Here is a 15,489-nt window from a genome sequence, read left to right as displayed (position 1 = left end):
ACCCAGGGGGGCGATTGCCCCCGACTCACGGGATGGCCTCCCCCGGGGCTGCGCGGAACCATGGCGCCTCCCCGCCCCGGCATGCCGCCGGAGGCTCACAAGAACGAGAGAGCATGTCCCGCCCGCCCCCTTCCATTGCCGCGCCGTTGGCCGCCAATGACATGGCGCAGCCCCCGAGCGATTCGCAATGGGGCGACATCGTCCAGCAGCTCGGCGCGGAGATCGCCGGCCCGCTGAGCGCGGCGCTGGAGCGGATCCACACCTTGATCAGCACCGGCCAGATCGACCGCCAGGGCCTGCGGGCGCTGCGCGACTCGGTGGCGCAGGCGCGCGAGGCCGGCATGGTGAGCCAGCAGCTGGCGCGGCTGGCGTCCGGACGACTGCGGCTGTCGCGCGAGCGCGTGCCGCTGACGCAGGTGCTGAGGGGCGTGCTCACGCAACGCAGCCGCGAGACGCAGGCCCGCGGCATCCAGATCCGGCAGCTGCTGCAGCCGATTGAGGTGATCACCGACGCCTCGCTGCTGTTCTCGCTGCTGAACGCGGTGATGGACTGGGCGCTCGCCAACACGCATTCCTCGCTGGAGATGCGGCTGGACCTGACCCCGTGGCCGGCCAAGGCCCGGCTGATGTGCCGCTTCGCCCATCGCTCGCTGGACCTGGGCAGCGCCCCGTCGGCGGCGATCAACGCGCCGCCGGAATCGCTGAACTCCTTGCACTGGCGCCTGATCGAGCAGACCGCGCTGACCCTCGGCGCGCTGCCGCTGCGCGAGGACGAGGCCGGCATCACCATGCTGACGCTGGAGTTCCCGCATGTGGCCGGCGACGAGCCCGCCGTCCGGCAAGAACTGGCACCGCCCGCACGGCCGGAGCGGCCCGAGCTCGACGATCCGACGCCCTCGCACAACTCCAAGCCGCTGGCGGGCTGCCACCTGCTGATCGTCTCGCCGCGCCGCGAGGTGCGTCAGGAGATCCAGAACGCCGTGCGCCACATGGGACTGATCATCGACGCCGTGGGCTCGATGGATGAAGCGCTGCAGTTCTGCGAGGAAGGCCTGCCGCACGGCATCGCCTTCGAGCAGTCGATGCGCGACGCCGACTTCGACCGCCTGCGCGCCGACATCACCGGCGAGGTGCCCAGCTTCAGCTTCATCGAGGTGCTGGACGGCGACCAGCAGACGCAACTGTCCACGGCCACGCCGGATCACCTGGCGAGGATCTCCCGCCAGAACCTGCAGGACGCGCTGCCGTCGGTGCTGCTGTTCGAGCTGTCCAAGGCGCTCTGAAGCGCCCCTGCGCCGACCCGGCACCGACGCCCTGACAGGCTCCTGACTTAAGCCCCACCAAAGTGGTGGGCCTCCAGCCTCGGGCATACACTTCCGCCCCATGAAGCTGCCTCGCTGGTCTGGACTCCTGCTGCTGGTTGCCGCCGTTGGCGTCGGCGCCGGCCTCGCGTATGAGGGCTTGAAGCCCGAGCCTGCCCCGCAGGTGAACTACGTGCTGCTCGACGGCTCCAAGCACGCCTCCGTGCAGGCGTGGCCCGGCAAGGTGATGCTCGTCAATTTCTGGGCGACCTCCTGCACGACCTGCGTCAAGGAAATGCCGCAGGTCATCGCGACGCACCAGAAGTACAAGGACAAGGGGTTCGACACGCTGGCCGTCGCCATGAGCTACGACCCGCCGGCCTACGTCGCCAACTACGCCGAGACCCGCAATCTGCCCTTCGGCGTCGCGATGGACAGCACGGGCGAGATCGCCCGCAGCTTCGGCAAGGTCCAGCTCACGCCGACGACCTTCCTGATCAACAAGCGCGGCGAGATCGTCAAGCGCTTCGTCGGCGAGCCCGACTTCGCGGCGCTGCACGGCACGATCGAGAAGCTGCTCGCCGAAAGCTGAGCCCTCCGCGCCCCACCGATCCATACCGCTTCCGAGCGGCATTTTTCATGGCCGGACAGCCTCGGAAACCCCTCGACTACGCGGGTTAGCCCCGACGCTTTGCGATTCTTTTCCTCGGGTACACCAGCCTGCTGTCGCCAGATACTAGGGTAGCGACATAGCAAGCATCGCCCGCCCGAATGAACACGAACAAGAACCTGCCCGGCGTGCCGGGGACTGTCATCGCCCCCCTCTCCAACGCGGCGACGCACCGTCGGCAACGAGGCCGGGCGACACCCTGGATCCTCGGCATCGTGGTGCTGGCCATCGCGGCCGGCGGCTGGTGGTGGTGGAAGGGCCGCGGTGCCGACGGCGCAGCCGGCGGACCCGCCTCCGCCGCGAGCGGCCCCGGCGGTGCCGGTGGTCCCGGCGGTGGCGCCCCGGGTCGTGGCGGCCGCTTCGCCGCCAACCGCGTGCAGCCGGTGTCGGTGATGCCCGCGCGGCTGCAGGACATCCGCCACACCGCCGCCGCGATCGGCACCATCAGCGCGTCCAACACCGCCGTCGTGCGCGCGCAGGTCACCGGCGTGCTGCAGCAGATCCACTTCACCGAAGGCCAGCAGGTCAAGGCCGGCCAGACGCTGGCGCAGATCGATCCGCGCGCGTTCCAGGCCGCGCTCGGCCAGGCGGAAGGCCAGTTGGCCCGCGACAAGGCCACGCTGGACAACGCCCGCATCGACCTGACGCGCTACCAGGATCTGCTCGCCAAGGACGCCATCGCGCGTCAGCAGGTCGACACGCAGCAGGCGACGGTCAACCAGCTCATCGGCACGGTCAAGGCCGACCAGGCCGCTGTCGACAGCGCACGGCTGCAGGTCACCTACAGCCGCGTGCAGGCGCCGATCTCGGGCCGCGTCGGCCTGAAGCAGGCGGACATCGGCAACGTCGTGCAGACCGGCGACGCCAACGGCATCGTCAGCATCACGCAGACGCGCCCGATCGCGCTGACCTTCGCGGTGCCGTCGGCGCTGCTGCCGCAGGTGACCGCCGGACTGAAAGGCAAGACCGCGATGACGGTCGAGGCGTGGAGCCGCGACGGCAAGACGCGTCTGGCCACCGGCAAGCTCGCGACCGCCGACAACGCGATCGACATCACCACCGACACGATCAAGCTCAAGGCGCTGTTCCCGAACGACGACGACGCGCTCTACCCCAACCAGTCGGTGAGCGTGAAGCTGCAGCTCGCGACCGAGCCGAACCGCGTGGCCGTGCCGGCCGCCGCGGTGCTGCGCGGCGCGCAGGGCTTCTACGTCTATGTCGTCGGCGCGGACAACAGCGTGTCGACGCGGGTCGTGCAGACCGGCGCGGTCGACGGCGACTGGATGGCCGTGGACGGCAAGGTCGAGCCGGGCGATCGCGTCGTCATCGACGGCGTCGACCGGCTGCGCGAAGGCGCGAAGGTCGAGGTCATCGCCGCCGATCCGAAGCAGCGCGCCGGCGCCAACGCCGCGCCGCGCCGCGGCCGTAGCGCAAGCGCACCGGGCGGCGCGGCCTCCGGCGCGTGGGGCGAAGGTCATCGCGCCTCCGGCGCATCGGCGCCGCAAGGCACCGCGAGCGGCTCCGGCGGTCCGGCCGACGCCACGCAAGCCGGCGGCGACCGTCCCGCCTGGCTGGACCGTCTGCCGCCCGATGTCCAAGAGAAGGTCATGAAGATGAGTCCCGCCGAGCGGGAAGCCTGGATCGCCGAGCGCCGCGCCGAACGCGCCAACCGGCAGGCGGCCTCCGGCGGCGGCAACTGATCGAGGCCCGGCCATGGCCATGAATCCGTCCCGTCCCTTCATCGAGCGGCCGGTCGCGACCTCGCTGCTGATGCTGGCCATCCTGCTGGCCGGCCTGCTGGCCTACCGGCTGCTGCCGCTGTCGGCGCTGCCGGAGGTCGACTACCCGACCATCCAGGTCACGACGCTCTATCCGGGCGCGAGCCCGGACGTCATCTCCACCACCGTCACCGCGCCGCTGGAGCGCCAGTTCGGCCAGATGCCGGGCCTGAGCCAGATGACCTCGTCGAGCTCGGGCGGCGCGTCGGTGATCACGCTGCGCTTCTCGCTGGGCCTGTCGCTGGACGTCGCCGAGCAGGAGGTGCAGGCCGCGATCAACGCCGGCAGCAACCTGCTGCCCAGCGACCTGCCGATGCCGCCGGTCTACAGCAAGGTCAATCCGGCCGACGCGCCGGTGATGACGATCGCGGTGACCTCGCCGTCGCTGCCGGTGATCAAGGTCCATGACCTGGTCGAGAACCGCCTCGCGCCCAAGCTGTCGCAGGTCGACGGCGTGGGTCTCGTCAGCATCGCCGGCGGGCGCCGTCCCGCCGTGCGCATCCAGGCGAATCCGCGCGCGCTCGCGGCGCTGGGGCTGTCGCTGGACGACGTGCGCAGCGCCATCGCCTCGGCCAACGTCAACCAGGCCAAGGGCAGCTTCGACGGCTCGCAACGCGCGTCGACGATCGACGCCAACGACCAGTTGCGCTCCGCCGCCGAGTACCAGAACCTGATCATTGCCTGGAAGAACGGCAACCCGCTGCGGCTGAACGACGTCGCGGTGATCGTCGACGACGCCGAGAACCTGCGCCTGGCGGCCTGGGCCGACACGACGCCGGGCGTGATCCTGAACGTTCAGCGCCAGCCCGGCGCCAACGTGATCCAGACCGTCGACCGCGTGAAGGCGCTGCTGCCCAAGCTGCAGGGCACGCTGCCCGCCTCCGTCGACGTGCAGATCCTGTCCGACCGCACGACGACCATCCGCGCCTCGGTCGACGACACCGAGATCGAGCTGCTGCTCGCGATCGTGCTGGTCGTCGCGGTGATCTTCCTGTTCCTGCGCAGCGGCAGCGCCACGCTGATCCCCAGCGTCGCGGTGCCGCTGTCGCTGATCGGCACCTTCGGCGTGATGTACCTCGCCGGCTTCTCGATCAACAACCTGACGCTGATGGCGCTGACCATCTCGACCGGCTTCGTCGTGGACGATGCGATCGTGATGATCGAGAACATCGCCCGCTACGTCGAGGAAGGCGACTCGCCGATGGAGGCGGCCATCAAGGGCTCCAGGCAGATCGGCTTCACCATCATCTCGCTGACCGTCTCGCTGATCGCGGTGCTGATCCCGCTGCTGTTCATGGGCGACGTCGTCGGTCGGCTGTTCCATGAGTTCGCGATCACGCTGGCGGTCTCCATCCTGATCTCGGCCTTCGTCTCGCTGACGCTGACGCCGATGATGAGCGCGAGGCTGCTGAAGCCCGAGTCCGAGCAGAAGCACTCGCGACTCGGCACCTGGTTCGGCGAGAAGTTCGAGGCCGTCATCCAGGCCTACGGCCGCGGCCTGGACTGGGTGCTGGACCGTCCGGTGCTGACGCTGCTGGGCTTCTTCGGGACGCTGGTGCTGACCGCGCTGCTGTATGTCGTCGTGCCCAAGGGCTTCTTCCCGGTGCAGGACACCGGCCTGCTGCAGGTGATCACCGAGGCGACGCAGAGCACCTCGTTCGACGCGATGAGCGAGCGTCAGCAGAAGCTGGCCGAGGTCTTCCTGAAGGATCCCGACGTCGACCACATCGCGTCCTTCATCGGCGTCGACGGTGCCAACGCGTCGCTGAACACCGGCCGCATGCAGATCACGCTGAAGCCGTTCGCGACGCGCCACGCGTCGGCGACGGAGATCATCGCGCGGCTGGGCGACGCGAACCGGCAGGTGCCTGGCATCACCGCCTACATGCAGCCGGTGCAGGACCTGACGATCGAGGACCGCGTGTCCAAGACGCAGTACCAGTTCCTGCTGAGCTCGCCGGACACGGCCGACCTGCAGAAGGCCAACGACCAGTTGCTGGAGCGGCTCAAGGCGCTGCCGCAGCTGGCCGACGTCGCCAGCGACCTTCAGAACCAGGGTCTGCAGGCCTGGGTCCAGATCGACCGCGAGGCGGCGGGCCGGCTCGGCGTCACGATCGCGGCGATCGACACCGCGCTCTACAACGCCTTCGGCCAGCGGCTGATCTCGACGATCTACACGCAGTCCAGCCAGTACCGCGTCGTGCTTGAAGCGGCGCCGGAGTTCCGCAGCGGACCGCGCGCGCTCGAAGGGCTGTACGTGCCCGGCAGCACGTCCACCACCAGCGCCACCGGCACGACGTCGACGACCTCGGTGCAGGTGCCGCTGAACTCGGTCGCGCAGATCGTCGAACGTCCCGCGGCGCTGGCGATCAATCACGTCGCGCAGTTTCCGGCGGCCACGATCTCGTTCAACCTGCCGCCCGGTGTCGCACTCGGCGACGCGGTGAAGGCGATCAAGGCCGAGCAGGCCAATCTCGACCTGCCGATCAGCGTCGAGACCAGTTTCCAAGGCGCGGCGGAAGCCTTCAGCAATTCGCTGTCCAGCACGCTGTTCCTGATCCTGGCGGCGGTGGTCACGATGTACATCGTGCTGGGCGTGCTCTACGAGAGCTACATCCATCCGGTGACCATCCTGTCGACGCTGCCGTCGGCCGGCGTGGGCGCACTGCTGGCGCTGCTGCTGGGCGGGCTGGATCTGGGGATCATCGCGATCATCGGCATCGTTCTGCTGATCGGCATCGTCAAGAAGAACGCGATCATGATGATCGACTTCGCGCTCGAGGCCGAGCGCGAACAGGGCCTCGAACCGCGCGCCGCGATCCACCAGGCCTCGCTGCTGCGCTTCCGTCCGATCCTGATGACGACGATGGCCGCGCTGTTGGGCGCACTGCCGCTGATGCTGGGCACCGGCGTCGGTCATGAGCTGCGGCATCCGCTGGGCGTGACCATGGTCGGCGGCCTGATCGTGAGCCAGCTGCTGACCCTGTTCACGACGCCGGTGATCTACCTGGGCTTCGCGCGCATGGCGCAGCGCTGGCGCGAGCGCCGCGGCGCGAAGCGCGAGACGCGGGCCGCCGACGAACGCCGGGGTCCCGACGCACCGCAGATCGCCGATCCTGCCGGGCCCATCGGTCCGATCGGACCGGGCGGAGACCTGCGATGAACATTTCCGCGCCGTTCATCGCGAGGCCGGTCGCGACGACGCTGATCACCATCGGCATCGCGCTGGCGGGGATGCTCGGCTATCACTTCCTGCCGATCGCGCCGCTGCCGCAGGTGGACTTCCCGACGATCTCGGTGTCCGCCTCGCTGCCGGGCGCGAGCCCGGACACCATGGCCGCGACCGTCGCGACGCCGCTGGAGCGCGCACTCGGCAGCATCGCCGGCGTCACCGAGATCACCTCGCGTTCCTCGCTGGGCTCGAGCAACGTCACGCTGCAGTTCGACCTGAGCCGCGACATCGACGGTGCCGCGCGCGACGTGCAGGCCGCGATCAACGCGGCGCGCACGCTGCTGCCGACCGGCATGCCGAGCAACCCGACCTACCGTAAGGTCAACCCGGCCGACGCGCCGATCATGATCCTGGCGCTGACCTCGCAGACGCTGACGCGCGGCCAGATGTACGACACCGCGTCGACGGTGCTCGCGCAGCGGCTGGCGCAGGTCGGCGGCGTCGGGCAGGTCAACGTCGGCGGCGGCGCGCTGCCGGCGGTGCGGGTCGAGCTCAACCCGGACAAGCTGGCGGCCAACGGCATCTCGCTGGACCAGGTGCGCCAGGCCATCACCAACACCAACGCCAACCGGCCCAAGGGCGCGGTCGAGGAATCGGGCCGCTACTGGCAGGTCGGCGCGAACGACCAGGCGCGCACCGCCTCCGAGTACGCGCCGGTGGTGCTGTCCTACCGCGACGGCGCCGCGCTGCGGCTGCGCGACGTGGCGGACGTGAGCGACTCGGTCCAGGACGTGCGCAACTACGGCGCCTCCAACGGCCAGCCGGCGATCCTGCTGTTCATCCAGAAGGAGCCGGGCGCCAACATCATCGAGACCGTGCGGCACGTGCGTGAGCTGCTGCCGCGGCTGCAGGCCTCGATCCCGCCGGCGATCGACCTCAAGGTCATCAGCGACCGCACGCCGACCATCCGCGCCTCGCTGGACGAAGTGCAGCGTGCGATGGCGATCGCCGTGGGCCTGGTCATCCTCGTGGTGCTGCTCTTCCTGCGCAGCTGGCGCGCGACGCTGCTGCCCGCGGTCGCCGTGCCGGTGTCGCTGGCCGGCACCTTCGGCGTGATGTACCTGTGCGGCTACAGCCTGGACAACCTGTCGGCGATGGCGCTCACGGTGGCCACGGGCTTCGTCGTCGACGACGCGATCGTCGTGCTCGAGAACATCACCCGCTACATCGAGCAGGGCCTCTCGCCCGTCGAGGCTTCGCTGCGCGGCGCGCGCGAGATCGGCTTCACGGTGATCTCGATCAGCCTGTCGCTGGTGGCGGTGTTCATCCCCATCCTGCTGATGGGCGGCGTCGTCGGACGCCTGTTCCGCGAGTTCGCCGTCGTGCTGTCGGCCTCCATCCTGGTGTCGATGATCGTGTCGCTGACGACGACGCCGATGATGGCCTCGCGGGTGCTGAAGGCGCGCAAGGAGCCGGCGCCCGGCGCCGCCACGAAGCGCAAGGGCTGGTTCGCGCGTCTGGCCGGACGCTTCAATCGCGGGCTGGCACGCGGCTATCGCCGTTCGCTGATGTGGACGCTGCGGCATCAGCCGGTCGCGCTGCTGTCGCTCGTCGCGGTGGTCGCGCTGAACGTGCATCTCTACGGCGCGATCCCCAAGACCTTCTTCCCGCAGCAGGACACCGGCGTGCTGATCGGCGGCGTGCAGGCGGACCAGGGCAGCTCCTTCGAGATGATGCGCCAGCGGGTGGACCGCTTCATGGAGATCATCCTCTCCGACCCCGCGGTGGAGAACGTCAACGGCAACACCGGCGGCGGCCAGCGCAACGGCGCGAACTTCTACATCACGCTCAAGCCGCTGAAGGAGCGCAAGGTCTCGGCCGACCAGGTCGTGAACCGGCTGCGCGACAAGATGGCGCATGAGCCCGGCGCCAACCTCTTCCTGGTGCCGGTGCAGGACATCCGGATCGGCGGCCGGCAGGCCAACGCGCAGTACCAGTTCACGCTGCAGGCGGACGACCTCGAAGCCCTGCGCGAGTGGGAGCCGCGCGTGCGCAACGCGCTGTCGCAGCTGCCGGACCTGACCGACGTCAACACCGACCAGCAGGACAAGGGCGTGCAGACCTCGCTGGTCATCGACCGCGACGCGGCGGCGCGGCTGGGCGTGACGGTGAGCACCATCGACACGACCTTGAACAACGCCTTCGGCCAACGGCAGGTCGGCGTCATCTACAACCCGCTGAACCAGTACCGCGTGGTCATGGAGCTGGCGCCGCAGTACCTGCAAGGCCCGGAGACGCTGCGCAAGCTCTACGTCACGAGCAGCGCGGGCGCGCAGGTGCCGCTGTCGGCGTTCAGCCGCTTCGAGACGACGAACACGCCGCTGTCGGTGAACCACCAGAGCGGCTCTCCGGCGTCGACGATCAGCTTCAACCTGCCCGAGGGCGTGTCCCTGTCGCAGGCCACGGACGCGATCCACAACGCGATGTCGGAGCTGGGCGTGCCGGTCTCGGTGCGCGGCACCTTCGCGGGCACCGCCAACGCGTTCCAGGATGCGCTGAAGTCGCAGCCCATCCTGATCGGCGCGGCCATCATCGCGATCTATCTGGTGCTGGGCATGCTCTACGAGAGCCTGGTGCATCCGGTGACCATCCTGTCGACGCTGCCCTCCGCGGGCGTCGGCGCGCTGCTGGCGCTGATGATGTTCAACACGGAGTTCTCGATCATCGCGTTGATCGGCGTGATCCTGCTGATCGGCATCGTCAAGAAGAACGCGATCATGATGATCGACTTCGCCATCGCGCGGCAGCGCACGACGGCGCACCTGACGGCCGGCGCGGCGATCTTCCGTGCGGCCAAGCTGCGGCTGCGCCCCATCCTGATGACGACCTTCGCCGCGATCTTCGGCGCGGTGCCGCTGGCGCTGGGCAGCGGCGACGGCGCCGAACTGCGCAAGCCGCTGGGCATCGCCATCGTCGGCGGCCTGATCCTGAGCCAGGTGCTCACGCTGTACACGACGCCGGTCGTCTTCGTGACGATGGAGCGGCTTCGTCAGCGCGTGATGAAGCGCCGCGCGGCCAGGCGAGCAGCGAAGGCCGACAAGGCCGGCACGGCCTCGAACGCCGCGCCCCCGATGAATCCCGAGCCGCCCGCGGCTCCGCCCCTGCAGGGCTGAGACATGCAGACAGACATGCAGAGCGACATGCAGACCCCGATGATGATGAACGCCTCCTCCGCCCCCGCCGCACGTTCGCGCGCGGCCCTCACCACCATCGCGGCGGCAGCGGCGATGACGGCGCTGGTCGCCGTGATGAGCGGCTGCGCGGTGACGCGCGTCGATCCGCCCGCGCCGGTCGCCGCGCCCACGCAGTTCAAGGAGAACGCGCTGTGGAAGCAGGCGCGCCCCGCCGCCGCCGAGCCGGTGCCCGAGCAGTGGTGGACGCTGTTCGACGATCCCGTGCTCAACGACCTGCAGCATCGGCTGGTGATCGGCAACGAGAACCTGAAGGCCGCGATCGCGCAGGTGGAAGGCGCCCGCGCCGCGCTGGAGGCGAGCCGCTCGGCGCTGTTCCCCACGCTGTCCGTCGGCGTCTCCGGCACGCGCAGCAAGAGTCCGGACGGCAACGTCACCAACGGCTCGATCAACCGCGGGCCGACCAACAGCGTGCAGGCCTCGCTGAACGCGAGCTGGGAACCCGACCTCTGGGGCCGGCTGCGTCTGGCCAGCGAAGGCGCGAACGCGTCGCTGCAGGCGAGCGCCGACGACCTCGCCGCGGCGCGCCTGAGCGCGCAGGCGACGCTGGCGCAGACCTACTTCTCGCTGCGGACCGCGGAAGCGCAAGAGGCGCTGTACGACCGCAGCGTGACCTCGTATCAACGCTTCCTCGACTTGACGCAGGCGCGTTACCAGAGCGGCGTCGCCGCGCGCAGCGACGTCCTGCAGGCGCAGACGCAACTGCGCTCTGCCCAGGCGCAGTTGCTGGAGACGCGCTCCACGCGCGGCCAGCTGGAACACGCGATCGCGGTGCTGCTCGGGCTGCCGCCGTCCGCGCTGGACCTGGCGAAGAACGCGGCGCTGCCGAAGCCGCCGGAGGTGCCGGAGCTGCTGCCCTCGCAGCTGCTGCAGCGTCGTCCCGACATCGCGGCCGCGCAGCGGCGCGTGGCGGCGGCGTATTCGCAGATCGGTGTCGCGGACGCGGCCTACTTCCCGTCACTCACGCTCTCGGGCAGCGCCGGATATCGCAGCAGCACGCTGAGCGATCTGCTGTCGGCGCCCAACCTCTTCTGGTCGCTGGGACCCTCGCTGGCGCAGGCGATCTTCGACGGCGGCCAGCGCAAGCTGGCGAGCGCGCAGGCGCGCACCAGCGCCGAGGTCGCGACCTCCACCTATCGCCAGACGGTGCTGACCGCGCTGCAGGAGGTGGAGGACAACCTGATCCTCACCGACCACCTGCGCGAGGAAGCGCGGCTGCAGCAGGAGGCGCTGGACGCCGCGCAGCGCAACCTCGAACTGGTGACCGACCAGTACCGCGCGGGCACGGTGTCTTTCCTGGACGTCACGACGGCACAGAACAGCGCCTTCAACGCGGAGGCCTCGCTGCTGTCGGTGCGCAACCGACAGTTGGCGGCGATCAACCTGCTGCTGAAGAACGTGGCAGGGCGCTGGACGCCGGCCTGATCAAGGCGCGCGAGGTGCGCGGGGTGCGCGCGGCGCCAGCAGCGTCGACAGCGAATCCTGCGTGCCTTCGATGCGTTCCAGCGTCGGATAGCGCAGGCCCCGGGAAGCATCGACCGTCACGGTCTCCTGATTCCCGTCGACCAGGATGCCCAGCCGCACGCCGCCTTGCCTGGCGGCGGCGATCGCTGCCGTGAGACGTTCGGCGCTGAACGGCTCCTCGTCGACCGTCTTCAATCGCGCCCCGGGCACGATGCCCGCGCGGAAGGCAGGCCCGTTCCACGTCGCCGCCTTCACCCGGCCGTCCTTGGTCACCGTCATGCCCACCGACCAGCTCAGATCGAGCACGCCCTCGCCGGCCTCGTACAGGCGGAAATACTCGGTCGGCGCATCGCGGAACACGAGCCGCCAGCCGTGCGCGGCGAGGCCATCGAGGACACCGTCGTCATCGTGGGCATCGAGCTTCTTGCGGAGCGTCCCCGCCCACGGACCCGGGCAGACGCGAGCTAGCGTCGCGGCGACGTCGGCTTCCGAATAAGGCCGTTGCCGCTCGCCCGGCTTCTGGTCCGCCGCGCTGAAGAAGCGCGTGGCGAAGTCGTCCAGGCCCCGGGCGCCGTGGCTGCATTGGCGCAGACGCGCATCGATGTCGAGCCAGAACAGCACGCCCTCGATGTAGTAGTCCTCGCGCCGCTGCCAGTCGCGCCAGTACACGGTCCCGTCCTGGATCAGCGGATCGTTGGCGCTGTCGGCGAGCGATTTCCACTGGCGGCCCGCGCGGTGCTGGACGATGGCCGCATCCAGGGCGATCGCGCCGAGCGTCTGCTCGACCGTGCGCAGTCCCGAGCGCGCCGCGATGACGCGTGACCAGAACTCGGTCTGACCTTCGTAGACCCACAGCAGCGTGCCGGTGAACGGATCGTTCGGCGTGGACACGGCCATGTCCGCCGGCACGCGCCACAAGCCGTTCCACGCATGGATGAGTTCGTGCGGAATGACGTCGATGACGGAGGTCGACTCCGCCGGCTCGGAGAACAGATTCGCGGGCAGCACGACCTCGCCCGAGTCGGCATGCTCGATCCCGCCGGGACCGGGCAGCCGGTCGTCGAGCGCGATCAGGAAGTCGTAGCGCTTGAAGGGCGGCAAGCCGAAGACCGCTTCCGTCTCGCGTTGGACCGCCTGCATCCTGGCGTCGAAACGGTCGACGTTCTTGACCACCTCGGCATCCGCGGCCAGCCAGTTCGCGCGCACGGGGCGCACGCCGCCGGCAATCTCACGCGTCACCACGTGGCGAGACGAGAACACCGGCGAATCGATGAGTCGATCGAGCGACACCGGATCGAAGCGGATCCGTTCGCCGTCAGGCGCGCCGGACAAGGCGGTCGCCGGCACCATCCCTGCGGGCAGCTTGATCGTCGCCTGCACCGGCAGGTCGCTGGCCTTCCAGCCCGACGGGTACATCAGCATCCGGTTCCAGTAGACCCCGACGAAGCCGTCGACGATCGTCGCCGAGGGATCACGGCTGAGCGGCGCCAGGTATTGGAAGCTCAGATCGAGCACCTGCGCGCCTGCGGGCACGACGATGCGGAAGGCGTGGACCCGAGCGGGATCGCGACGCCACGACAGCGTCTTGCCGTCGGCCTGAACGACAAGGCCCGCCAGGCGGTGCGCGGAAATGGACGGCGCGTGACTCCCGATCTCCCACTGCGGATAGAGCAGCGTCATCTCGCCCGCGCGCTGCACGGGGATGCGCTGCTTGATCGTCACGATCCGCCGACGCGTGTCGGTGAGATCGACATCGAGCGTCATGACGCCGCGGAAGGCTTCACCGGCCTTGGCGGCTGCGATCCGCGTCTTCGCCTGCGGACCGTCAGCCGCCTGTGCCGATGTCGGACCGGCGACCACCGCCATCAAGGGGAGGCACAGCATCGCGCCGGCCAGTGCGCGCTTCGACGCGCTTGAGTGCTTGTGCATGGGAAGCGGAGGACGCGATGCGCGCGAGGCCGGATGAAGAAGCGCCGTTTGTAGGGGCCGACTCCCCGCTTCAACGAAAGTCATGCACCGGCTCGAGTGGCCATGCAAAACGGCCCCGAAGGGCCGTCCGTGTGTTCATCGATCGCTCGGGCGATCAGAAGCACTCAGGCCGCGGACGCCTTCTCCGCTTCCACCTTCTCCAGCGCGGCGTGCGCCTGCTGGTCCGCGTGGTAGCTGGAGCGCACCATCGCGCCGACCGCCGCGTGGGTGAAGCCCATCTTGTAGGCCTCTTCCTCGAACATCTTGAAGGTGTCCGGGTGCACGTAACGACGCACCGGCAGGTGATGGCCCGACGGGGACAGGTATTGCCCGATCGTCAGCATGTCGATGTGGTGCTCGCGCATGTCGCGCATGACCTGGAGGATCTCCTCATCGGTCTCGCCCAGGCCGACCATGATGCCGCTCTTGGTCGGCACGCCCGGCACCGCTTCCTTGAAGCGCTTCAGCAGGTTCAGGCTGAACTGGTAGTCCGAGCCCGGACGCGCTTCCTTGTACAGGCGCGGCGCAGTCTCCAGGTTGTGGTTCATCACGTCCGGCGGCGCCGCCTTCAGGATGTCCAGCGCGCGGTCCATGCGGCCGCGGAAGTCGGGCACCAGCACCTCGATCTGCGTGCGCGGGCTCAGCTCGCGCACCTGGCGGATGCACTCGGCGAAGTGGCCGGCGCCGCCGTCGCGCAGGTCGTCCCGGTCCACGCTGGTGATCACCACGTAGTTCAGCTTCAGCGCCGCGATCGTCTTGGCCAGGTTCAGCGGCTCGTCCACGTCCAGCGGATCCGGCCGGCCGTGGCCGACATCGCAGAACGGGCAGCGCCGCGTGCACTTGTCGCCCATGATCATGAAGGTCGCCGTGCCCTTGCCGAAGCACTCACCGATGTTGGGGCAGGACGCTTCCTCGCAGACCGTGTGCAGCTTGTGCTCGCGCAGGATCTGCTTGATCTCGTAGAAGCGCGTCGACGGCGAACCGGCCTTCACCCGGATCCAGTCCGGCTTCTTCAGCTGTTCCGCCGGAATGATCTTGATCGGGATCCGCGCCGTCTTGGCTTGCGCCTTCTGCTTGGCGGTCGCGTCGTAGTCGGACGCGCTCTTGGCTTCGTGGGTGACGTTCTCGGTTGCCATCAGGCGTTCTCTCGGTTGCCTTGTTCCGGGCCTCAGGGTTGGAGCTGCGCGGCGAGCCGCTCTCCGAACCGCTGGGCCACCGTGGCCCAGTCCGTGAAAACCCCGAGTGTACCGAGGTCCACCGTCTGGAGCCCTGCGTATCCGCACGGATGGATGCCCAGGAAGGGCTTCAGGTCCATCGCGACATTCAGCGCCACGCCGTGATACGTGCAGTGCCGGCTGATCTTGATCCCCAGCGCCGCGACCTTGCCCAGGCCCCGGAACGGATCCGCCGGATCGGCCGGCCCGGTGAGTGCGGCATGCGCCCCCGGGACGTCCCGCCGCACGTAGATGCCGGGCGCGCCGGTCACGCGATGGCCGGTCACGCCGAATCCGTCCAGCGTCTGGATCACGGCCGTTTCCAGGCGGAAGACGTATTCCTTGACGAAGATCCCCAGCCGCTTCAGGTCCACCAGCGGATAGGCCACCACCTGGCCGGGGCCGTGATACGTCACCTGTCCGCCACGGTTGGTCTGCACGACGGGAATGCCTTGCGGGTCCAGGACGTTGTCGGCCTGGCCGGCCAGGCCCTGGGTGTAGACGGGATCGAATTCGCAGAGCCAGAGCTCGTCCGGCGTGTCCGGACCGCGGGCGTCGGTGAAGGCGCGCATCGCGTCCAGCGTGGCCGCGTAGTCGACGCGGCCCAAGGTCTTGATCAGCATCCCGGCATGCTAGCCGCGATGGCTCTAGCATCGCGGTCATCAGGACAT

9 protein-coding genes are annotated in these 15,489 nt (G+C 69.3%); 6 read left to right on the top strand and 3 right to left on the bottom strand.

Annotated features, from left to right (window positions below; genetic code table 11):
• Positions 1 to 113: 113 nt before the first annotated feature.
• The 6 genes from ABE85_RS25500 to ABE85_RS25475 all read left to right on the top strand — a co-directional run bounded on the left by ABE85_RS25500 (position 114) and on the right by ABE85_RS25475 (position 11,597).
• Positions 114 to 1,283, top strand: a complete 1,170-nt coding sequence (locus ABE85_RS25500) for a hypothetical protein (RefSeq protein WP_067281470.1) — start codon at positions 114 to 116, stop codon at positions 1,281 to 1,283.
• Between the two features lie 100 nt (positions 1,284 to 1,383).
• Positions 1,384 to 1,893: a TlpA disulfide reductase family protein gene (locus ABE85_RS25495; protein ID WP_067281469.1), complete on the top strand. Its 510-nt coding sequence runs from the start codon at positions 1,384 to 1,386 to the stop codon at positions 1,891 to 1,893.
• Between the two features lie 179 nt (positions 1,894 to 2,072).
• The gene (locus ABE85_RS25490; protein WP_082938947.1) at positions 2,073 to 3,671 is read left to right on the top strand and encodes an MdtA/MuxA family multidrug efflux RND transporter periplasmic adaptor subunit; all 1,599 of its coding nucleotides are present in this window, start codon (positions 2,073 to 2,075) and stop codon (positions 3,669 to 3,671) included.
• Between the two features lie 19 nt (positions 3,672 to 3,690).
• Complete coding sequence (locus ABE85_RS25485) at positions 3,691 to 6,912, top strand: MdtB/MuxB family multidrug efflux RND transporter permease subunit (protein ID WP_082939101.1); 3,222 nt, start codon at positions 3,691 to 3,693, stop codon at positions 6,910 to 6,912.
• Positions 6,909 to 10,094, top strand: a complete 3,186-nt coding sequence (locus tag ABE85_RS25480; RefSeq protein WP_067281467.1) for a multidrug efflux RND transporter permease subunit — start codon at positions 6,909 to 6,911, stop codon at positions 10,092 to 10,094. The genes ABE85_RS25485 and ABE85_RS25480 overlap by 4 nt, the downstream gene beginning before the upstream one ends.
• A 3-nt stretch (positions 10,095 to 10,097) precedes the next feature.
• Positions 10,098 to 11,597 (top strand): efflux transporter outer membrane subunit, encoded by a 1,500-nt coding sequence (locus ABE85_RS25475; RefSeq protein WP_231993184.1) that lies wholly within the window; start codon positions 10,098 to 10,100, stop codon positions 11,595 to 11,597.
• Here ABE85_RS25475 and ABE85_RS25470 read toward each other — a convergent pair whose 3' ends face one another.
• The 3 genes from ABE85_RS25470 to lipB all read right to left on the bottom strand — a co-directional run bounded on the left by ABE85_RS25470 (position 11,598) and on the right by lipB (position 15,441).
• On the bottom strand, positions 11,598 to 13,565 hold the full coding sequence (locus tag ABE85_RS25470; RefSeq protein WP_067281466.1) for a M61 family metallopeptidase: 1,968 nt from the start codon (positions 13,563 to 13,565) through the stop codon (positions 11,598 to 11,600).
• Between the two features lie 164 nt (positions 13,566 to 13,729).
• Positions 13,730 to 14,740 carry a lipoyl synthase gene (gene lipA / locus ABE85_RS25465; protein ID WP_067281464.1) on the bottom strand — a complete coding sequence of 337 codons (1,011 nt, stop codon included), beginning with the start codon at positions 14,738 to 14,740 and terminating at the stop codon, positions 13,730 to 13,732.
• 32 nt (positions 14,741 to 14,772) lie between these two features.
• Positions 14,773 to 15,441 (bottom strand): lipoyl(octanoyl) transferase LipB, encoded by a 669-nt coding sequence (gene lipB, locus ABE85_RS25460; protein WP_067281463.1) that lies wholly within the window; start codon positions 15,439 to 15,441, stop codon positions 14,773 to 14,775.
• Positions 15,442 to 15,489: the final 48 nt, after the last annotated feature.

Source organism: Mitsuaria sp. 7 (genome assembly GCF_001653795.1).
Classification (GTDB): Bacteria; Pseudomonadota; Gammaproteobacteria; order Burkholderiales; family Burkholderiaceae_C; genus Roseateles.
Note: the sequence above shows the minus strand (reverse complement) of the source record. Positions and strands in the feature narration are given on the sequence as shown.